The organism is Rhizobium sp. BK491 (genome assembly GCF_014194925.1).
GTDB lineage: Bacteria > Pseudomonadota > Alphaproteobacteria > Rhizobiales > Rhizobiaceae > Rhizobium.
This window is the reverse complement of the sequence record NZ_JACIAR010000004.1, coordinates 470,469-491,643: the sequence shown is the minus strand read 5'-3', so window position 1 is coordinate 491,643 and position 21,175 is coordinate 470,469. Positions and strand designations below refer to the sequence as shown.

At 58.0% G+C, this 21,175-nt stretch carries 16 protein-coding genes and 1 pseudogene; 8 read left to right on the top strand and 9 right to left on the bottom strand.

Translation table 11 applies throughout. The annotated features are described in order from the left end of the window. Positions 1–2: 2 nt before the first annotated feature. Positions 3–1,337 (bottom strand): extracellular solute-binding protein, encoded by a 1,335-nt coding sequence (locus tag FHX05_RS20615; protein ID WP_183711714.1) that lies wholly within the window; start codon positions 1,335–1,337, stop codon positions 3–5. Between the two features lie 236 nt (positions 1,338–1,573). On the opposite strand from FHX05_RS20615, the gene FHX05_RS20610 reads away from it, so the two are divergent. Then, positions 1,574–2,197 carry a GNAT family N-acetyltransferase gene (locus tag FHX05_RS20610; protein WP_183874144.1) on the top strand — a complete coding sequence of 208 codons (624 nt, stop codon included), beginning with the start codon at positions 1,574–1,576 and terminating at the stop codon, positions 2,195–2,197. Between the two features lie 26 nt (positions 2,198–2,223). On the opposite strand, the gene FHX05_RS20605 is transcribed toward FHX05_RS20610, so the two are convergent. Next, positions 2,224–3,981, bottom strand: a complete 1,758-nt coding sequence (locus FHX05_RS20605; protein ID WP_183874142.1) for a glycogen debranching protein — start codon at positions 3,979–3,981, stop codon at positions 2,224–2,226. Between the two features lie 41 nt (positions 3,982–4,022). On the opposite strand from FHX05_RS20605, the gene FHX05_RS20600 reads away from it, so the two are divergent. After that, on the top strand, positions 4,023–4,238 hold the full coding sequence (locus FHX05_RS20600) for a hypothetical protein (protein WP_162708060.1): 216 nt from the start codon (positions 4,023–4,025) through the stop codon (positions 4,236–4,238). Between the two features lie 113 nt (positions 4,239–4,351). Continuing rightward, complete coding sequence (locus FHX05_RS20595; RefSeq protein ID WP_183874141.1) at positions 4,352–5,524, top strand: ROK family transcriptional regulator; 1,173 nt, start codon at positions 4,352–4,354, stop codon at positions 5,522–5,524. Between the two features lie 142 nt (positions 5,525–5,666). Here FHX05_RS20595 and FHX05_RS20590 read toward each other — a convergent pair whose 3' ends face one another. From FHX05_RS20590 to FHX05_RS20575, 4 genes are all read right to left on the bottom strand, one after another. Continuing rightward, a complete protein-coding gene (locus FHX05_RS20590; RefSeq protein WP_281411872.1) occupies positions 5,667–7,526 on the bottom strand; it encodes an ABC transporter ATP-binding protein in 1,860 nt (619 codons plus the stop codon). Positions 7,527–8,147: 621 nt separating this feature from the next. Then, positions 8,148–8,555, bottom strand: a complete 408-nt coding sequence (locus FHX05_RS20585; RefSeq protein ID WP_015343243.1) for a hypothetical protein — start codon at positions 8,553–8,555, stop codon at positions 8,148–8,150. Between the two features lie 570 nt (positions 8,556–9,125). Continuing rightward, positions 9,126–10,217, bottom strand: a complete 1,092-nt coding sequence (locus FHX05_RS20580; RefSeq protein WP_246699018.1) for an AraC family transcriptional regulator — start codon at positions 10,215–10,217, stop codon at positions 9,126–9,128. A 102-nt stretch (positions 10,218–10,319) separates the two neighbouring features. After that, on the bottom strand, positions 10,320–11,456 hold the full coding sequence (locus FHX05_RS20575; RefSeq protein ID WP_183874139.1) for an acyl-CoA dehydrogenase family protein: 1,137 nt from the start codon (positions 11,454–11,456) through the stop codon (positions 10,320–10,322). Between the two features lie 78 nt (positions 11,457–11,534). Between FHX05_RS20575 and FHX05_RS20570 the strand changes: the two genes are divergently transcribed. Beyond that, positions 11,535–11,780 (top strand): hypothetical protein, encoded by a 246-nt coding sequence (locus tag FHX05_RS20570; protein WP_183874137.1) that lies wholly within the window; start codon positions 11,535–11,537, stop codon positions 11,778–11,780. A gap of 3 nt (positions 11,781–11,783) precedes the next feature. Here FHX05_RS20570 and FHX05_RS20565 read toward each other — a convergent pair whose 3' ends face one another. Beyond that, positions 11,784–13,280 (bottom strand): aldehyde dehydrogenase family protein, encoded by a 1,497-nt coding sequence (locus FHX05_RS20565; protein ID WP_183874135.1) that lies wholly within the window; start codon positions 13,278–13,280, stop codon positions 11,784–11,786. A gap of 147 nt (positions 13,281–13,427) precedes the next feature. Here FHX05_RS20565 and FHX05_RS20560 point away from each other — a divergent pair, with 147 nt between their 5' ends. From FHX05_RS20560 to FHX05_RS20550, 3 genes are all read left to right on the top strand, one after another. After that, complete coding sequence (locus FHX05_RS20560) at positions 13,428–14,174, top strand: glucose 1-dehydrogenase (protein ID WP_112337808.1); 747 nt, start codon at positions 13,428–13,430, stop codon at positions 14,172–14,174. Positions 14,175–14,337: 163 nt separating this feature from the next. Beyond that, positions 14,338–15,576: a phosphoglycerate dehydrogenase gene (serA, locus tag FHX05_RS20555; protein ID WP_183874133.1), complete on the top strand. Its 1,239-nt coding sequence runs from the start codon at positions 14,338–14,340 to the stop codon at positions 15,574–15,576. Positions 15,577–15,790: 214 nt separating this feature from the next. Continuing rightward, complete coding sequence (locus FHX05_RS20550) at positions 15,791–16,249, top strand: hypothetical protein (RefSeq protein ID WP_246699017.1); 459 nt, start codon at positions 15,791–15,793, stop codon at positions 16,247–16,249. A gap of 48 nt (positions 16,250–16,297) precedes the next feature. Here FHX05_RS20550 and FHX05_RS20545 read toward each other — a convergent pair whose 3' ends face one another. Continuing rightward, the gene (locus tag FHX05_RS20545) at positions 16,298–17,074 is read right to left on the bottom strand and encodes an SDR family NAD(P)-dependent oxidoreductase (RefSeq protein ID WP_183874131.1); all 777 of its coding nucleotides are present in this window, start codon (positions 17,072–17,074) and stop codon (positions 16,298–16,300) included. A 534-nt stretch (positions 17,075–17,608) separates the two neighbouring features. On the opposite strand from FHX05_RS20545, the pseudogene FHX05_RS20540 reads away from it, so the two are divergent. Further along, positions 17,609–19,543 (top strand): annotated as a pseudogene (locus tag FHX05_RS20540) (methyl-accepting chemotaxis protein). A 100-nt stretch (positions 19,544–19,643) separates the two neighbouring features. Here FHX05_RS20540 and FHX05_RS20535 read toward each other — a convergent pair. Next, positions 19,644–21,170, bottom strand: coding sequence for a SulP family inorganic anion transporter (locus FHX05_RS20535; protein ID WP_183874129.1), 1,527 nt, complete (start codon positions 21,168–21,170; stop codon positions 19,644–19,646). Between the last annotated feature and the right edge of the window lie 5 nt (positions 21,171–21,175).

Below are 21,175 nucleotides of genomic sequence, written 5' to 3'. Positions count from 1 at the left end.
AATCACTTGCTCTTCATATAGGCCGCATAATCCGCATCGAGCTTGCCGATCAGCTCTTCAGGCGTTTGTTTGTTCGCAAGCAGCAAGGGCGTATTTTCATCAAACGTCTTGAGCATGGTGGGGCTCGCCCAATCGGGATAATGCCCCAGTGCGTTATCATCGTTCAGCGATTTCCAGATCGCGATGCCCTCCTTCAGAAGCGGGGAAGCGTTAACCCCGGCATCTTCCGGAACGGGAGTTGCTGGCAGATAGCCGGCTCGGGCCCAGGTCACGGATGCGTCCTTGGAGACCATGTAATTGATGTATTCGCCGGCGAGATCCTTCATTTTGTCGCTCTTCGCCAGGCTGGTGATCGCCCAGGCAAGGTCGACCCCGCCGACCGAAAGCGGATGCTTGATACCGGCAGGCGCCGGGATCGGCATGAAATGGATATCCGGATTGTTCTGCATATCGCCGAAGTACCAGGTACCAGAAATCAAAAAGGCCCCTTGGCCGGCGACAAAAAGCTGAACCGCATCGTCACCCGAGATGCCCTGGTAACCATCGGAGAAATAGCCGTTTGTTGCCCATTTCTGAGCAAGTCTCACCGATTCCAGATTGCCTGGCGTATTCCAGGTTCCACCGCGGCCATAGATCAGGTCATCGAGCGCCTTTCGATCGGACGCATCGATATGCGCCTGACTGATCCCGGCCAGCATATGGAGCGCCAGGTGGCCCTTCGCAGTGCCTATGGTAAGCGGTGGGGTGCCTGCCGCCTTGACCTTATCGAGGGCTGCAAGGAAATCGTCGAAGTTCTTGATCGGCAGTTCGACTCCGGCGGCTTTCAAGACCTTTTCGTTGTAATAAAGACCGACGATTTCGGCGAGCGACGAGATACCGTAGGTCTCCCCGACACCGAACTCGCCCTTGCTCGACCATCGGTCGCGCGCAAGCAGACTATCGGACTGGTTTTTATCCCAGCCATATTTCTTGAGATAGGTATCGACAGGAACGAGAAGGTTTTCCTTCACCATCGCGCCCATGTCGCCGGCGCCCTGGTTAACTTTGGTCACTACTGGACCATCGCCGGATGAAACCGCAAGCTTTAGCGTAAGATTGAGATCCTGGAAGTCGCGTACCGTATGGTCGAGCTTAACATCAGGATGCGCCTTCTGGAAATTGGCGTTGAGCTCGGTCATCACGGCAGCCCGCGACTCCGAGTCATGGTCGTCCCAGACGGTAAGCGTCTCGGCAAAGACAGCCGTCGACATGCCGAGCCCGACGAACGTGGCGCCCGCCAAAATTCCTGCCTTCTTCAGCATTGATGCCATGTTGATGGAGATGAAATCGCTAAACATTGATTGGTTCCCTCTAGCTGCGTTTTGGCAGTTCCTATCGTTTCCAACCGGCCGGTCCTGCTGAGACGAGCCGAATGTCTTGCATCGTCAGGCCTTTACTGACCTGATGAATTTCCTTATCCTTTTCAAAAGATCAGCGGGCTTTCATCCCGCAGATGCAGTGCCTCAACCTTCCCAGTTTTACCGCTGCCTGATGTCAGCTCGCGCCGTGCAGCGGCCAGCAAATCGATGGTGCGATGCCTCCTAAGATCGACAATTATTTCATCCGTCCGGCGACCGAGAACGACGTTGACGCCCTCTTCCATATTTGTCTGGTGACGGCTGACGCGGGAGCCGATGCGAGTGCGCTTTACAGCAATCCGCGCCTTCCCGGTTACGTATGGGCGGTGCCCTATCTCAAATTCGCTCCGGAATTCGCGTTCGTTCTTGCCAGCTATGACCGGGTCGTCGGCTATATTGTCGGTACGCCGGATACCGCCGGCTTTGACAAAGCGCTCGGCAGAGATTGGTGGCCGGTTGTTCGCCGCGAGATCGCTAGTCTGGTACCCAGCACCGAAAAAGACGCCGATGTTCTGGAGCGAATAGCCAGTCCTCACAGCGGCACGCCGGGCCTTGAAGAAACCTACCCCGCGCATCTCCACATCAATATTCTGCCCGAAGCGCAATCGGGCGGATGGGGACGCCTGATGATCAAGACCATGCTCAATAAGCTTTCGAGCAACGGCGTGCCCGCGGTCCATCTTGGCGTCAGTCCCGCAAACGAACGTGCCAAGGGTTTCTACAGGCATCTCGGCTTCGAAGAACTCAGCCATGACGGGCACCTTGCCTTCGTTATGAAATTGGACCAGCCGGCAATCTGAACAGAAATCTTGCCGGCCTTCCTTCATTACCTATTCTCCGCGTTCGCCGCTTCCAGGCCATATTTGAGCACGACAGCCGCCGGCATCGCGCTCCACCCCTGCAGCAGGGAACCGCGTCCATAGGGTGGCGAGAAATATTCGACAGCGCCGGCCCAACCATTTGCCAGGCAGGTTTCCCACCAGCGTATAAGGGCATAGCGTGCGCCACCGAGACCGTGGCGTATTCTCTCTTCCGCATAGACACCGTCCCAATAGGGCCAATCGGATCCATTGTGATAGCGAAAGGGGAAAGCGGTTTTCGATCTCACGTCACTTGCCCGCTTGAACGGCGGATAGGCGCACAACATACCCCAATCGCCATAGGGCTGTCTGGTATTGTTTCGAGCCTCCAGGACCTCTTCCATGGCCTTGAGGAGGCCAGTGGCGCGTGTCTGCGAAATCGCCCCATAACGGGAGAGCGTCAGACTGTCGAGGACAAGATGATCCTCGACAAATCCATCAGGAGTAACGAAATCGGCGTAACCATTTCTGCTGGGGACAAAAAGCCTGTCCTCGATTTCGGCACGAGCGGAGGCCGCTACCTCGCGTGCCTTCTGCGCCAATGCGGGGTCATGTCCGGCTCCCAGCTTGGCCACGCCATCCAATGCACCGACGAAAAGGCCGAGATTGTAGGAGACGAGGCCCTCCCGGTAGACATTGTCCGCCCAATCCCTGTCGTTTCGCGGCTTCAGCGGCAATACGCTGCCGGGGCCTGCAAGAGCCAGATATCGTTCAACGATGGCGGTCACAAGCGGCCAGTGCCGCACCGCCTCCGCCATATCGCCCGCCGTTTCCACATAGTCGGCGAGGAAGAGGATGAAGAAAAGCGGGCTGTCAAAATGATCGCTCCACCAATCATCGGGACGATTGTGATGCTCCGGAGCAGCCTTCCCGCGATATTTCTCGGGATTTCGTGTGGCATCGAGAACGAAGTTCTGCCAGGCGCGCGATTGCGCCGGTCCGGTCAAAATCACACCGCTCGGCGCCTCTCCGTCAGGCTGGATTCCCTTGGCCAAAAGTCGAATTTCATCGCGTACCGCTTCCGGCGCAAGCTTCAGCAGCATTTGCATCGTCCAGTAGCCATCGCGATAATAGGTGCGTGCAGGCGCACTGTAGGCCTGACCCGCAGCCAGACCGGCAAACACGCCATTCTCGTCCAGCCGAATGCTGGAAAGTGCGGCGTGTGCTCCCTGCATCACCATGCTGCGCATTACGGGATCGGCCTTCGGCGTGAGGTCGCAGCGGGCTATATAACTCGCGGCTTCTGCGACGATAGCGTCGTTTGCGAGACCGAATGCAGCTTCTGCTTCCTCTATTGAGGCTCCGGCAGCAATACGGATATCGCCATCATCGACCTCGATGATCATCGCACCCCAACCGGTCACGACGATACGGCGATTATTGCGTTTGGTGAGCTTGGGCTTCGGACTATCCTTGTCACTCTCATGCCACCAAGCGCAGCGACGCGCCGGATAAACGCCCTCCAGGCGGGCATTGCGGATCAGAAGGATGGGCCTTGATTGGGCGACAAAGATGCCACCCGCTTCGGCAATAATCCTGTTCGGCCCATAAATGTAAGGTCCGGTAAGCCTGGAAAAACGTATGCGCCCTAGACGACCGCTTCCCCAAAGAGCGAGATCAAGATAGCCATCGGGATGCGCATCCGCCTGCAGCCGAGGCGCCATGATCGGCAGAATGACCGGGTGGCTGGTTGTGATTTCGCCGTGGGACGTGGGAGTCATCATGGCAAATCAAGCACCTTTCACCGCGCGGTGTCGGACATGGGATGACGTATGAAAATCAGGCGGCAATACCAAGCAATCTTGCCGAAATGGAGCGCTATAAAGTCCGCGGCATAGGCGAAAGGAGCTCTCTCATCCGTTGGCCTCGCTTTCATGACCCCTCCGCAATTTGCTTAGTCACTGGGGAAGTCTACAAATCACGCGCCGAATTTGTCAATGATATGGACAAATTAAATGATTTCGCCCAGCCAACCGACTGAGATTTACTTGCTTTTTGTTCATTTTCCCTGGAATTTGACATTGCCGCAGCACGACATGGATGAATTAGGAAAAGGTCCCGAACTAATTAGAGGTAGAATGCGAGACCGCCATCATGCCTAACGCGCCACAGACACCGATCGCGCGAAAAATCTCGACGAACTCTGTCATTCGGACCATCCTTGCCAAAGGCCCTATTTCCCGCGCGGATATTGCCAAGCAAACCGGCTTATCAAAGCAAACCATTTCCGACGTCGTTCGCAGTTTGGAGAGCAACGGGTGGCTGAAGCCGACCGGATATACCGATGGGCGTTTGGGGCGAACGGCAATAACCTATGAGCTCGATGCGAGCGCGGGCTTTGCCGCCTCCATTGATCTTGGCGGAACCAAGATTGCCGCCATCATCTGCGATCTCGTCGGAAATGTCGTCGCCGAAACGAAGGTGCCGACGAACGCACGCGGCGGGCTCCACCTGGTCGATCAATTCCAGGCCATTATTGAGGATCTTGCCCACAGCGCCGGTATTGATCTTTCCAAATTGCGCATCATCGTGCTGGCGACGCCAGGCATACTTGACCCGGCCACCGGACATATCAACGTTGCACCGAACATCCCGGGTGTGGAAACGATCGACTTGCGCCGGCTCCTGAGTGACAGGATGGCAACCCCGGTTATCATCGAAAATGACGTCAATCTTGCTGCGCAAGGAGAACGATGGCGAGGGCACGGCTCCACGTCGGATAATTTTGCCTTCGTGGCACTCGGAACCGGTATCGGGATGGGCATCATTGCAAATGGTCGCCTCATGCGCGGCGCGCGGGGCGGCGCCGGCGAGATAGCCTATCTGCCTCTCGGCGGGGAGCCATTTGATCCAGACGGCTTTACACTTGGAACGCTGGAAAGCGCCGTGGGCAGCGCGGCAATGGTGCGGCGCTATTGCGGATATGGTGGGCAAGGCAAGGCAACGGTAGCGGATCTTTTTTCGGCGCTGGTGGCCGGCGAACCGGCCGCTATCGCGGTCATCGAAGAAACGTCGCGATTGATTGCGCTTGCCATTGCCGCAATCGGCGCAACTCTCGACCCCGAATTGGTGATCATGGGCGGCAGTATCGGCGCGCGGCCCGAACTTGTCGAAGCTATCAGCAGATATCTACCACGTTGCACACCCTACCCGCCGCGCATCGAAATCAGTCGGTTTGGCAATCGGGCGGCACTCATCGGTGGCATCAGCATTGCCGTCGAGCACATGCACCACGAGTTGTTCGGTGTCGATTTGCAAGATCCGTGAAATAGACATCTATCGCTCGGATGACGCGGAAAAACTGTCGATTGCAACCGTGTCTACGGATCGCTGACGACGCCTCAGGCCTCGGCAGCGTGATACCCTCCGGAGATGGTCACCGGTTTGCCGCTTTGCAATCTCGATTTCCCTATGCCACCGGGCTATCTTCCAAGGCCAGAAAGCCTCCCGATTGCCGTCGCCACAATCTTGCATAAAGGCCATCTTTGGCGATCAGCTCCTCATGCCTCCCCTCCTCGACGATCCGGCCCTCGTCGAGCACGATGAGCCGGTCGAGTTCCGCGATCGTTGAAAGACGATGCGCGATGGCAAGCACTGTCTTGTCGCGCATCAGGCGATGAAGTTGGCCCTGGATCACCGCCTCCACCTCTGAATCGAGGGCGGAAGTCGCTTCGTCGAGCACGAGGATAGGAGCATCCTTGAGCAAGACGCGAGCAATGGTGATGCGCTGGCGCTGGCCGCCGGAGAGCTTGACGCCGCGCTCGCCTACGCGCGAGTCATAGCCGGCACGCCCTTCCTGGTCGGAAAGTCCTATGATGAAATCATGGGCGGCCGCCTGCTGGGCCGCGGTCTCGATTTCTTCTCGTCCGACCCCCGTGCGGCCATAGGCGATGTTTTCATGAATTGAGCGATGAAGCAGCGAATTATCTTGCGTTACCACGCCGACATGCCGCCGCAGGCTGTCCTGGGTAACGCCTGCGATGTCCTGACCATCGATGAGGATTCGGCCGGACTGGATCGGATAGAGACGCAGCAAAAGATTGACCAGCGTCGATTTGCCGGCGCCGGAGGGACCGACAATGCCGATCTTTTCACCGGGACGAATGACGAGCGACAGATCGGTAAAGACGGGCCTGGCGCCGCCATAGCGGAAATGAACGTGATCGAAGACGATCTCGCCTCTGGGAACCGCCAATGTGCCGGCGTCAGGCGCATCAAGGAGATCATGCGGCTTTGCAATGGTCAGCATGCTCTCCTGCACGGTACCGATATTGTCGAAAACATCGCGGATCAGGTACATCAGCCAGCCCGACATCTGGACAAGCCGCAACACCAAGGTGATGGCTGCCGCCCCAGCGCCGGCGGTCATGGCCCCGTGGCTCCACAAATATAGTGTCAAACCGGCAGTGATGACGATCAGAACGCTATTGAGGATCTGAAGCACGAGGCTGGCACCGAGGATCAACCGCATCAGGTCGAGGAAACTATCGTTCCAGCGTTTCAGAGAGTCCCGAACGGCGGTACGCTCGAGATCGCCGCGGGCAAAGAGCTTCACGGTGAGAATATTCGTATAGGAGTCGACGATGCGGCCGGTGGTCGATGAGCGGCCGAGGGAATTGGCCTCCGAACGTTTCAGAGCTCGCGGGACGAAATATCTGAGAAGCACCGCATAGGCTACCAGCCAGACGATAACCGGCAGCATCAACCAGACATTGACGGAGCCGAAGAAGCCGATCGTGACCGAGGCGAAGATCAGAGCGTACCATAGGTCGCCGATCACGGCGATGATAGCCGAACGGATGGATTGTCCCGCCTGGATGACGCGTGCCGAAAGCCTGCCTGCGAAATCATTCTGGAAATAGCTCAGCGAATGGCCGAGCGTATAGATGTGATTGCGCCAGCGGATCTGATTGGTAAGCGGCGGCACCACGATCTGGTTGGTAACCACCTGCGTCACGAAAAACAGGATCGGCCGCAGCACCAGAATGACGAAGGCAGCGCCCGCAAGCGGCCAGCCATAATCCTGAAACACCGACTGTGGCGAGTGCTTGTTGAGCAGGTCGACAAACCAGCCGACCATCAAATAAATAGCCGCTTCTATACCGCTGAAGGCGAGCTCGATCAGCATGATGGCGACGAGCCATCCTTTGACCACCTTGAGATGATGCCACATGAAACGCCATACGCCCGTTGGCGGCGTCTCGTCCTCGTTGAACGGGGCGAAAATATCGATGCGGCTTTCCAGGAAGTGAAACAGGCGAGCAAACATCAAAATAAGACCTTGGCTGAAGACATCATCGGCTGAAAGCCGGCGAATTTGGGGAGAAGGTCTGGCACGGGCCGATTTATGGCACGCCAACCGACAGGAACACCCCGTTCGTTGTCCGCGTTGAGCGTCCGCATGTAGGCATCGATCACCTCATTCGGTGACGTTTTCTCAAATCGGCGATAAGACGCCGCGTGTTCACGGCATTCGCAGGCACCGGGAAATTTCTGCCAACAGGCACAAACCGCCGGTCAGAACTCTCTACGATATCTAATAATTCAGGCAAAACGACAACGGAGCGAAAGACGGTTAGGGCTATTTATACGCTGATGCCGTACCGCGATTCGCGCTTCACTTGTGATAAAGACCTAGCCGGACGATCGGCCAGAAGCAAGTTACAAATCCCATAGCCGAGCAGTAACGGCCGAAGCCGCATCGTGCTTGGGCTTACGTTGCACACGCGGAGACGCGCATGCAGCTGACAGCGAATAGGACAGGCTTCTAAATAGCGCCAGTTCAGCGCGAAGACATAGGCAAACAACCGAGCGGGTGCGGAGCAGGCCTCAGCCAGCTTGCCACTTAGCATGCAAGCAGAGGCGCTCCCATCACCCATTCGCTTCCGGCCTAGTCAGCCACGGCGTTGACGACACGGCAGAGATTGTCGCTCATGTTGGGGGCAACCTGCCCCTGCGGCACCATGAAAACCGCATCGACGCGACTGCCCTTGCCGGTTTTGCGGACGACGACGCGCAATGTCTGCGGGCGACCTGAGCCGGACGTCTCCTGCTGTGCCGTCAGCGTGCCGAGTTGCTTCTCGACATTCACATCCACAAAGCCTTCCGCAAGAACGGCTCTCGATACTTTGTCGAAGGCCGCGGCGGGGCTAACGGAGGGAAACTCCATCCAGGTCTTGTAGGTCACACCGGTGACGAGGGGAACGCCGCTGCTTTGATAATGCTGCGAACATACGCTGGCAGCTGCGGGCGTGAATGAAAGGGCGACGAAGGCAGAAGCACAGATGACCTTACGCAAGGTGAGTTTCCTCTTTTGACGAATATACTGATAGATACTTTCTTGATGACTTATGCCGCGGCAACGACCGAGCCTTGCGACTGCGCAGCGATCTGTCAGTCGATTCCGGATAGCGTTGGAAGACTTGAGCCTTCGACGTTCGGGATCGAATGGCGTGTCGCGTCGTGATCGCCGCGGCTTGGATAAATAGGAGGCAAGCTCAATGGTATGCCACTCGTTCACGCATTGCTACAGATGGACGCCGCTATCGGGGCTTGTGAGGTTGATCGCGGCTCCTGACTGATTTCCATTCCAGTTCGGGAACATAACAGCAAAGCCCGATCGAGCAACAATAACGACCCGATCATCGGGTGCAAGATCGTCCATAACAGGTGCACATGAGTTTGGAATTGCATAAATCCCCCGGCGTCGGCCGTGATATCGGCTAGTGAACCATGGCTGGAAAGCCGAGCGGTCGAGAAGTCCGAGTGTCATCGGCCCAACATCGTTCAAGACATGCTGGCCAGCGTCGGGTTTGCTCATGTCCATTTCGAGTACCCGTTGGTACATCTTATGCTCGCGCAAACGCAATTAACGGCCCGGCACGCCAAAGGGCAATGTCCAGCCAGAAGGACCGTTCGCCGGCTTTTCGCGGGTATGGAAACCAATCGTTTCTGAAGCGACGGTCGAGTGGGAAATGTTTTCCAGCGTCTCGCCCGGAGTGTGGCCGAATTCGGCCTTGAACAGCCGGTAGAAGTACTTCTCGTTCGAGAAACCATGTCTCCACGCAAGCTCAGCTATGTGGAGCTTTGGTCCGCTTGGATTTGCCAGCATCTGATAGGCCTTGAGCAAGCGCTTGCGCTGTATCTGCCGCATGATGCCGCCATTGCCCTCGAACAAATGGTAAAGCTTCGCACGCGAAACCCCGACATCGTGGCAAATCCGATCGGGCGTCAGGTCGGGTTCGAGCAGATGCGCATCAAGATACCGCAAGATACGCCCCAGTAATAGTTCGCGAAGCGGTCCGGCTGCTTCCTGCATCGCCTCGGATGCCGACGACACCGCGGCAGTCAAAAGCTGCAGCGTCGATTGCACCACATAGGGGATCTCCCCTGGTCGCAACCTATTGAAATTGTTCAGCAGCGAAACGAGATGATCGGTCAGAAGCCGGGCAACGCCCGTTGAGAGGGTATGGCCGTGCAGGAGCGCTGTTCGGTTCGGCAATAAATCCCTTGGAACGGCGATGGAAATCGTGTTGTCTGCCTCGACCAGGCAGTCGTTAACCTGAGCGGCATCCAATATGAACAAGTCGCCCGCCCTCTTGACCGACGACGCATCCGCCGATCGAAAGGCAAAACGGCCGCTCAGAATTGAGGTAAATCGGTAAAAATCATAGCCGTCGGTTCGGATGCGTCGCTCGGATCTCAGAACCTCGTAAGCCGGGAGCGGGCCTTGGCGAAGCAGCCGTCTGCCGGAGAGGATGAGCGGACCGAGCGCCGCGCCGGTGGCCTCCGCATCGAACGGGCCGGACTCAGGTTCCTGCATTCTGCAGTCGCAATGATTATCCTTAACCCAAGTGTGAAATCGGTCTTTCTCGGGGAAGTTAAGTGTCGAGAAATTATAGATTAAATCGGATGACGTCTGTGCCATAACTACAACCCCGGCCCCTCCGGCCCGAGGCATACATAGGTGAACCATAGCTTGTGGCAATAGGCGTCTAGACGTATTAAGTGTCTATTTGAGTGACGCTATCAGGGATTCGATAGGTCGCCGTCGGTATCTGGATCAATCGAAAATATGACGGGCAATGATCAGCCTCATGATCTCGTTGGTGCCTTCGAGGATCTGGTGCACTCGCAGGTCGCGGACGATCTTCTCGATGCCGTAATCTTCCAGGTAGCCGTAGCCACCATGCAATTGCAGCGCCGCATTGGCCACATCGAAGCTAGTGTCCGTCACGAACCGTTTGGCCATGGCACAGAATTTGGATGCGTCCGGGGAGCTGGCGTCGAGCTTCCAGGCAGCCTGATATAACAAGGTCCTTGCGGCCTGAAGCTCGGTTTCCATGTCCGCCACTTTGAACTGAAGGGCTTGAAAACTGCTCAATGCGGCACCGAATGCGCGGCGTTCACGCATGTGGAGAACCGCCTTATCAAGGGCAAACTGAGCGCCGCCGAGTGCGCAGGCGGCGATGTTCAACCGTCCGCCATCCAGAGCCTTCATAGCATAGCGGAACCCCGCTCCGATCTCACCAAGCCGATTTTCGAATGGAACTTGGCAAGCGTCGAAATGAACCTGCGCCGTCGGTTGGGCGCGCCAGCCCATCTTTCGCTCGAAGGCGCCGAAACTCATACCCTCGCTGCCACTCGGAACCACGAGTGTTGAAATACCCTTTGCCCCTTCACCGCTTGTCCTGCACATGACGATATAAAGATCGGAATAGTTGCCGCCGGAAATGAACGCCTTTGTCCCGTCAAGGACATAATGATCGTCCACGACGCGTGCGGTCGTGCGCAATGCTGCGGCATCGGAACCGGAACCGGGCTCCGTGAGGCAGTAGGATGCCACCTTGCGGAAGGCGCAGAGATCGGGAAGCCATGTCGATTTCATCGTATCCGATCCGAACGTATCGATCATCCAGGCGCACATGTTGTGGATCGAAACGAAGGCCGCCACGGACGGGCAGGCATGCGACAGCGCTTCGAAGATCAGCACCGCATCCTGCCGAGACAGGCCAGAGCCGCCGAACTCCTCCGAAACGTAAATTCCGCCGAATCCCAAAGCGCCGATCTCTTCCAGCATACCCCTTGGAATAGTGCCCTCATGTTCCCAGGCCGCGGCGTGAGGCGCGATGCGTTCCGCGGCAAAAGAGGCGGCCAAGTCGAAGATCGCCTGTTGTTCGGCAGTTAGAGAGAAATCCACGATACGCTCCGCAATTCGGCAGGAATGAAATCGTGCCGAGCATGCATCGCTTCTTGAGCTCTGACAACGGTGAGATCGATGAGCGCTCAATACGAGGCGGAGAGCACGCGGATCGCCCTTGCCTCGCCCGAGTGCGGCACATCGATCGTGCCGGGCATCGCGGCCGGGCAGAATGTCGAAAGCCGCGTCCGTGTCGTGCTGCTTCATAATCTCAACGCCCGGCGGGCTCGCGGAATCATTACAAGCCTGGGCTATATGCTGCAGCAGCGCTATGCCGAACAGCTTATCGCCCTCATCCGAACCTATCTGCGCGGTAAAGGTTGAGTTTTATTCCGTCTGTATCCAAACGGCCTTGGTTTCGAGATATTCGTGCAGGTGCTCAATGCCCCCTTCGCGCCCGTAGCCCGACATCTTCATGCCGCCGAAGGGCACGGCCGGGTCGAGCGCATGATACATGTTCACCCAGACCGATCCGGCCTTGATGCGGCGCACCAGCTTGTGCGCCATTCCGAGATTTTGGGTGAAGACGCCAGCCGCAAGTCCATAGGGCGATGCATTGGCGCGCTCGACGGCTTCCTCGATCGTATCGAAGGGCATCGCTGAAATGACTGGCCCGAAGATCTCCTCGCGGGCGATCCTCATCTCGTCCTTGACGTTACCGAATACAGTCGGGGCGATGAAGTTTCCCTTGTCGTAGAGCGCGCCCGAAAGGCGCATGCCGCCCGCGACCAGGGCCGCGCCTTCGCTCTGCCCGGATGCGATGAAGCTCTCGACGACCTGCGCCTGGCGAGCCGAAATCAGCGGTCCGATATCGGTATCGGCTTCGATCCCGTGGCCGATCCGCAGCGAGCGGGCAAATTCGCCGACCTTGGCGACGAATTCTTCGTGGATCTCGCGCGCCACGAACAAGCGCGAGCCGGCGATGCAGATCTGCCCCGAATGCGCAAAGACTGCCATGGCGGCGACGGGCACGGCCCGGTCTATGTCCGCATCACGGCAGACGATCACCGGCGACTTACCGCCGAGCTCGAGCGAAACCCGTTTTAAGTTGCCGACCGCGGCACGAGCGATCGATTGCCCGGTGGCGGTGGACCCCGTGAAGACGATTTTGTTGACATCGGGATGTTCGGCCAGCCGGGCGCCGGCGACCGATCCCTTGCCGGTGACGATATTGACCACGCCGTCCGGCACGCCCGCCTCTTGCATGAGTTTGGCAATCAATAACGGAGTGAGCGGCGCATCTTCCGAGGGTTTCAATACCACCGTGCAGCCCGTCGCCAGCGCTGGGGCGATCTTCCAGATCGATGCGGCGGTGGGCGCGTTCCAGGGGATGATCGCACCGACAACCCCGATCGGCTCCCGACGGGTGAAGGTGACGATCTCGCCGGGTATCGAATTGTCGATCACCTCGCCATGAAGGGCGGTCGCCATGCCGGCATAAAACCGCAGCATGCCGATAACCCGTCGTTTGTTGGCGAGCGTGCGCATAATTGGCATGCCCATGTTCAGCGTGTCGGAAACCGAAAGGCGTTCCCAGTTTGCTTCGAATAAATCGGCAATTTTCAGGAGCAGCGTCTGGCGCTCATAGGGCGAGAACCTGGACCACGGCCCTTCGAGAGCCCGTCGCGCCGCGGCAACGGCGAGATCAATATCGGCGGGCGCGGCCAGCGGAACTGTCGCAAGGACCGCGCCGGTAGCCGGATTGTAGGTCTCGCTGACTTCGCCGGATTGGGCGGCAACCCATTGGCCGCCGATGAACATTGGCCGAAAGCCGCCGTCGTAAAGCTCGGCCGCCATTTGCTTGGCGTCGAAAGTCAATGTCATGGCGCGGCCTCCCAGCTTCATTCTGTCGTCGATATTCGCTATCAGACGGTCACAATACAAATAAAGAAAGCTAAAAAAGCGTTCAGATAATCGGACTGTGAAATCGCTCCGAGTTATCCGATGCTGGAGCAAATGGAGGAGCTTAATATGCGTCTTGTGGGAAAAGTGGCGATCGTCACGGGTGGCGGGTCGGGTTTCGGCGAAGGGATCGTCCGGAAATTCGTCGAGGAAGGCGCGCGGGTCGTGCTTGTCGATCGTGACCTTGCGGCAGCAGAGCGGGTGGCGGCGCAGCACGAAGGATCGGTCGCACCGCTTGCCGGTGATGTCGCCACGCTCGACAGCCTCGCCGCCGCAAGGGATCTTGCGCTGTCGCAGTTCGGCGGTCTGCACATCCTCGTCAACAATGCCGGTGTCGGACAGCCGCCGATGCCGATGGAGGATATGGATGAAGGCCTGTTCGAGCGCATCTTCAATGTCAACATCCGCTCGATCTACAACGGTGCGCGCGCGGTGCTGCCGCATTTCAAGGCCGAGCGGCACGGCGCCATTTTGAACATTGCCTCTACCGGTGGGGTCTCCCCTCGCCCCAACCTCACCTGGTACAATGCCTCGAAGGGATGGGGCATCGCCGCCACCCGCGCGATGGCCGTGGAGCTTGCTCCCTTCGGAATTCGCGTCAACGCCATCAATCCCGTCGCCGGCGATACGCCACTGCTCTCAACCTTCATCGGCTCCGACAGCGACGAAAGCCGGGCGCGGATCGTCGCCACCATTCCGATCGGGCGGCTTTCGACACCGGCGGACATGGGCAACGCCGCCGCTTTCCTCTGCTCGGACGAAGCGAGCATGATTACCGGCGTCGATCTCAATGTCGATGGCGGCAAGTGCATCTGAAGAGGCGGGCAAGCCCATCAGCACGGCGACTTGCTGTAAACAAGGGTCCTCCCGCTGAGCGAATTGAGTTTGTTCTTGCGCTGTCCCTTGGATGGTCTAAGTCATGTGGTCGTGGCGGCGAGCGACGTCGGCCTAATCGAATTCGACTATCGAAGGTAATTCAATGAGCGGACAACTTTCTCTTCCCCGTGATCGGATTTCAGTCCTTCTGCTGGAAGGGATCAGTCAGAGCGCGGTGGACTATTTTGCCTCATCGGGCTACGTCAATCTCACGCATTTGCCGAAGGCCCTCGACGACAAGGATCTCAAGAACCATATCGCCGAAGCACACATCATCGGCATTCGTTCGCGCACGCAGCTGACAGAAGAGATTTTCAGCTCCGCCAAGAAGCTCATGGCGGTCGGCTGCTTTTCCGTGGGGACGAATCAGGTCGATCTGGATGCGGCCCGTCGGCGCGGGATACCTGTATTCAACGCTCCTTATTCGAATACCCGCTCGGTCGCCGAACTCGTCATCGGTGAAATCATCATGCTGACGAGGCGGATCTTCCCGCGTTCGACTTCCGCTCATGCGGGCGGATGGGACAAATCCGCCGAAGGCAGTCGCGAGACGCGTGGCAAAACGCTTGGCATCGTCGGCTACGGCAATATCGGCTCGCAGCTGAGCGTCCTTGCCGAAAGCATGGGTATGAACGTTCGCTATTTCGATCCGTCGGACAAGCTTCGCCACGGCAATTCAGAATCCATGGCTTCGCTCGGCGAACTGCTGGAAATCTCGGATTTCGTGACGATGCACGTCCCCGAAACCAGTTCGACCCAGAACATGATCACCGAGGCAGAGCTGCGCAGAATGAAGAAGGGCGCCTTCTTCATCAACAATTCCCGCGGCACCGTGGTCGATCTTGACGCTCTGGCAAAGGTTTTGAAAGAGGGGCATCTCGCAGGCGCGGCGGTCGACGTATTCCCGAAGGAACCGGCATCGAACAAGGAGCGCTTCGAAACGCCGCTGCAGGGGTTGGATAATGTGATCCTGACGCCGCATATCGGCGGATCGACCGAAGAAGCCCAGGAGCGGATCGGAAGGGAAGTTTCCAGGAAGCTTGTGGAATACTCCGATATCGGCTCGACGCTGGGCGCGGTCAATTTCCCGCAGGTTCAATTGCCGCCACGTCCAAACGGCACGCGCTTCATCCATGTTCACGAAAATCGCCCGGGGATCCTTAACAGCCTGAATACGATCTTTTCATCGCGTGGGTTGAATATCGTCGGCGAGTTCCTGCAGACCCACGGCGACACGGGCTACGTGGTTATTGAAGTGGAAGGCGTCGGCCAAACGGCGAATGAAATACTCGACACGCTCCGCCAGATCCCCGGAACGATAAGAGCTCGATTGGTTTACTGACGCCTTTTATTGACACCCATGGGCGATCGGCATTCTCCAGCTATCCCTCGCTTGATCGCCAGATGACGCCGCTAACTGCCTTAACCCACACGCCGTGCGTGCATAGGCAGGCGACACCATGGGACTTGAACAGCTCGTCTTGACAAAGCTGCGCTTTAAAATACTTCCCTTGCGTTCATCCGTATAGGCTATACAACGCAAGCGAGGAATTTTAATGAAAAGTGCAGCTTTGTTCGCCACCGCATTCATCGGTGCCCTCATCACAGGCGCTGCCTCACATGCAGGCGAACCTTCCGGTAAGGGATCTTTCGAGATACTGGTCGCGCCGGAGCAGGTTTTCAATTTGAAAGCAAAGGCTTGGAAACCGGTCCCAAACGAAGATAGTTTTGCGCTGACGCACGATGGCGAATTCTTTCTCACCGTCGCAAAACGCAAAGACGGCATGCTGATGTTGCTTGTACGCCAGCCCAGCACCGAAAAGCAGGGGCAGCCCTTCTACGCGGGATATTATCTTAAATGCGGTGTGATGGCTGATGTGCCGGTCTTCCCGCAAAATGCGGCTGAGCTGAAGAGCGAGCTCGCCAATCCGCAAGCAGATAGTGAGGAGGCTCGAATCGGGTTTGGCCCAGGCAGCGGCATGCATGACCTTTACACTCTCGTTTGCCGGTCTTGAGAGCATTTGCAGGGCTGCCGCGACATCGGCAGTCCTGGCCTCTGCCATCTAGCGCAGCAGACCTTGACCCCCGTCCACCCAGATGGGCGAGCCGGTTATATGACGGGCCTTATCGGACGCCAGGAAAGCGATCACCTCGGCCACATCTTCGCTTCGGCCCGGCCGACCACCGGTAATCGGCACCTGGCCCTCAGGCCAGATGACGGGGATCAATGTTTCCTCGCGTTTGCGCAGGCTGGTATTCGCATCGATATTGGTTTCGATTTCACCGGGACAGACCGCATTGATGCGTATGTGATGGCGGGCCAGTTCGAGAGCCAGCTGCTGCACCATGGCGACCTGCCCCGCTTTGGTGGCGGTATAGGCCGTCGCGCCTGGGGTCGTGAACGTCCTCGTTCCGTTGATGGAGGAGACGACGATGATCGAGCCGCCGCCCGAGTGCTTCAGCTCCGGCACCGTCGCGCGGATGGTCAGAAAAGTTCCGGTCAGATTGATCGAAATGGTGTCATTCCATTCCGATAGGCTCAGATCGTCGATCGGCGCCCAGACTCCGTTGATGCCGGCATTGGCAACTACGACATCCAGCCGGCCGAAGCGCGCGACAAGCTCTTTCACGGCTGCCGATATCTGACGTTCATCCGAAATGTCGGCGAGGAGGATGGCCGCCTGCCCGCCCCTGACGGAAATCTCATCAAATGTCGAGGAAATCTCTTCCTGCGTGCGTCCCAGCACACCAATTGCAAAACCATCCTTCGCAAGCGCCAATGCAGTCGCTCTTCCAATCCCCGAGCCAGCTCCGGTGACGAGGGCGACGGCAAAACTCATTGACGAACCTCCAGCGGACCTAAACTTACGTGTGACGACGGCGACAGCAGCGCCAGAGAATGAAATCTTCTTGCTCGCATCCTTGCTCGCCGTTGAGCTGCTGAAACGCGCGGATCTATCGTATGTTCCGGAATAATTGGCACTCAGGGACGTCGCCCTCAGAAGCTCCTTCAATACGACGAAGCGCGGTCTGAGTGTACCTGACGCGGAGAGTATATCGCCGATTTAACCCGAGCATGCTGCCGCAAATTTCCAGTTCGAGCCTCCGGAATATGTGCGGCTACAACTATGGAGTAATTTAGAATTATATGTCCCATATCTGTGGCGGTATTTGTCGGACTATCGGACGAATATCCAACAGGATTAACCGTTTTGTCAGCTTGGTTATAGATTTTGAAAGAACAGCGCCAAGATGCGACGAGCAGGATGCTCCCTCTCTGTAATGCCCCCATTATCCAGAGCAGGTCATCGCTGGCACTTGCCCCTCTTCAATCGTCCTAGCGGTTGCCGACCCTTTCGAGAGCGAAACAAGCCATGTCATTTCTCCAGAACGCCAAGATCAAGACGAAAGTCCTGACGATCTTAATCCCGATCTGCCTGATCGGGATCGCCGGTGTCCTCGTCGTCTCGAACCAGTTCAGGGACACGGTTGGCACCTACTCGAATTTTATCGCCAAGGATGAAACGGCGGCGGTCGAGATGTCGAGAGCCAGCCAGCGCGTGACCGCCATGAGTTACAACGCCTACCAGATCCTGCAATATACCGCTAAGGACCCGCAGATGGCGGCGTTCTCTAGGGACTATCAGGAGAACAAGCAAGTACTTCTGCAGCGTTTCGCAAACGCCAGGCAGTTGGTTCCGACAGAAGCAGATACAATCGACAAGCTCGTCGCAAGGGCAAATGACATCATCGCTCTTACAGACCAAGCCGTCAAAGCCGGCCTGATAGACGATAACAATAGCGCCGCCACGCTCTTGAAGCAGGTAGATCCGATGATCAATGACGAGGTCGTTTCGATTCGTCAGTGGCTCGACGCGTTCAACAAATCCCTCAACGACAAGAGCAACATGTTGGCAGAAGAGGCAAGCAGCACCATCGACGACGCTTTGATCGCGCTCGGCCTTCTCTTTGCCGCCACCATTGCAATCGCTATTCTCGTTTCAGCACGCGGCATCGCCGCCCCCATCGAACGTCTGCGGGCGCGCATGGTTTCGCTTGCGGATGGCAATACCGACGAGCCTGTTTCAGGGATCGAGCGCAAGGACGAAGTCGGCCAGATGGCCGCGGCCGTCGCAGTCTTCCGCGACAGTGCCATTGAGCGTCTGCGCCTGGAGCAGGAAGCCGACGCCAATCGCAGCCTCTCCGAAAAGGAAAGGCTGGAGCGCGAAGCGCAGAAGGCCAAGGATGCCGCCGACGCGCAGTTTGCAGTCGACAGTCTGGCACAGGGCCTGGGAGAGCTCTCGAACGGCAACCTGACCTATCGCCTGGAACAACCCTTCGTCGCGAATCTCGATCGTCTGAGAATGGATTTCAACGCCTCGATGACGAAGGTCGAGGAGACCCTTGTCGCGGTCGGTCAGGGTGGTCAGGCCATCGCCGCCGGCGCCAATCAGATCCGCTCGGCAGCCGACGACCTCTCCAAACGCACCGAGCAGCAGGCGGCCTCGATCGAGGAGACGGCGGCGGCACTCGAGGAGATCACCACGACGGTCAAGGATTCTACCCGGCGTGCAGAAGAGGCAAGTTCGCTGGTCGGACGCGCGCGCATCGGCGCCGAAAAATCCGGCGAAGTCATGCAGGACGCGATTGCCGCAATGGAAGCAATCTCGAAATCCTCGGGTGAAATTTCCAACATCATCGGCGTCATCGACGATATTGCCTTCCAGACGAACCTGCTGGCGCTCAATGCCGGCGTCGAGGCGGCGCGTGCCGGTGACGCCGGCAAGGGCTTTGCCGTCGTTGCGCAGGAAGTCCGCGAACTCGCTCAGCGCTCCGCCACGGCGGCTTAGGAGATCAAGGCGCTCATTTCCACATCCGGCCAGCAGGTCGGCAGCGGCGTCGATCTCGTCACGAGAACGGGGCAATCGCTGCAGCAGATCGTCAAGGAGGTGGAGGAAATCGACCGCAATGTACGGGCGATCGTCGAAGCCGCCCGCGAACAGGCGACCGGCCTGCAGGAGATCAATACGGCCGTCAACAGCATCGACCAGGGAACGCAGCAGAATGCGGCCATGGTCGAGGAATCGACGGCTGCCAGCTACAGCCTCGCCAAGGAGGTGACGGCGCTGAACGAAATTCTCGGTCAGTTCAATCTGCAGAAGGGGCGCTCGCATGCAAGACCGGTTGCAGCCACCGAGCGCTCCAGCCCTGCCGCATCGCCGGCACGCTCGCTGCGAGCCAAGATTGCTGGCGCATTCGGAGGCTCCGGCGCTGCCACTGCGGCGTCGCCGTCCTGGGAAGAGTTTTGACCTGGCGCGCTTCGGCCCATCCTTGAAATATTGCCGGATTTAAAATTGAAGGTCGCGGGAAGGTGCGAGTTTCCTTCCCGCCGCCATGACTGGTCGCCGATCAGGCAACCTCTTCCGATAGCTTTTCAAAGATCGGCTTCAGCCGTCGATGGCGTCCGAGCGGCGGATGCTCGATTTCGACCAGGCGTCCCGATTTTTTCTGCCGTTTTAGCCACTCACGCAGTGTTTCGGCGCTCGTGTGGTCAAGATAATGCAGGCGAGCGCCGGCAATCCTGATCTTGCGACCCTCTGGAAGCGTTTCCAGCGTGTTGAGCAGGGCGGGAACATCCTTGCATGTCGCCACGCCGACGAGGTCGAGATGGATAGTTTCATCATCCTCCAATCTGTCGATGGCGAGCTTGCGCCGCAGATAGGGAAGGATTTCCAATATGGACAGTGCAAGGCCGAGCGCCACGCCGACGAGCAGGTCCTGAAGCACCACCATGGCCACCGTCGCGGTCCATATCCCGACGGGAACCCAGCCGTGATGATCGAAGAGGTGGCGGACATGATGGAGACTGATCAGCCGCCATCCCGTCACCAGCAGCACTGCGGCAAGCGCCGTCAGCGGCACCATTGCAAGGAGCTGCGGCAGAAATGCCACTAGCCCAAGGATCCAAACACCATGCAGTACGGCAGATGCCCGGGTACGCGCGCCTGCCTGAATATTGGCGGACGACCTGACGATGACACCCGTGATCGGCAGTGCACCAAGCAGACCACAAAGCCCATTGCCGATACCTTGCGCAAACAGCTCCTTGTTGAAGCGAGTCCGCACGCCATCATGCATGCGATCGACGGCGGCGGAAGACAATAGCGTTTCCGCGCTGGCGATCACGGCGATGACCAACGTCGCCAAGATGATACCGGGCTCGGCCATTCTAGCAAAACTCTCGAGCGTCGGCAGCGAAATGCTGTCGATGAGAGAAGACGGCACTTCCACCCTGGCGATCGGCAGCTTCATCCCGGCCGTCAATATCGTGCCGGTAGCAACCCCCACCAGAGCACCGGGCACCAGCATCAATGGCTTCGGCCTGAACTTCTCCCAGGCGACCATGGCGAGCAAGGAGATCAAGCCTACTAGGAGAGCAACCGATTCCTGGGTGAGTCCCGCGCCCCATACGCGGCCAAGGGTCTGCTCCATGGCAGTCACGTTTTCGATGCCGCCGGCAGCAGGTCTTGCCCCCATCAGCACATGGACCTGGCCAAGGATGATGAGGATGCCGATCCCGGCGAGCATGCCGTGGACCACCGCAGGCGAAATTGCCCGAAACCACGATCCGATCTTCAGGAATCCGGCAATAACCTGCAGCAATCCCGCCACGATGAGGACCGGCCCGAGCATGGCAACGCCATGTTGTTCGACGAAGCCGAAGACGATCACGGCCAGTCCCGCCGCCGGCCCTGACACCTGAAGTGGAGATCCGGCCAAAAGGCCGACGACAATGCCCCCGACAATGCCTGAAATAAGACCCATGGCCACCGGAACGCCTGACGCCACGGCAATCCCGAGGCAAAGCGGTATCGCGACGAGAAACACGACAAGCGACGATGCGAAGTCTCGCGAAAGAACAGAGCTTGACATCATCGGGC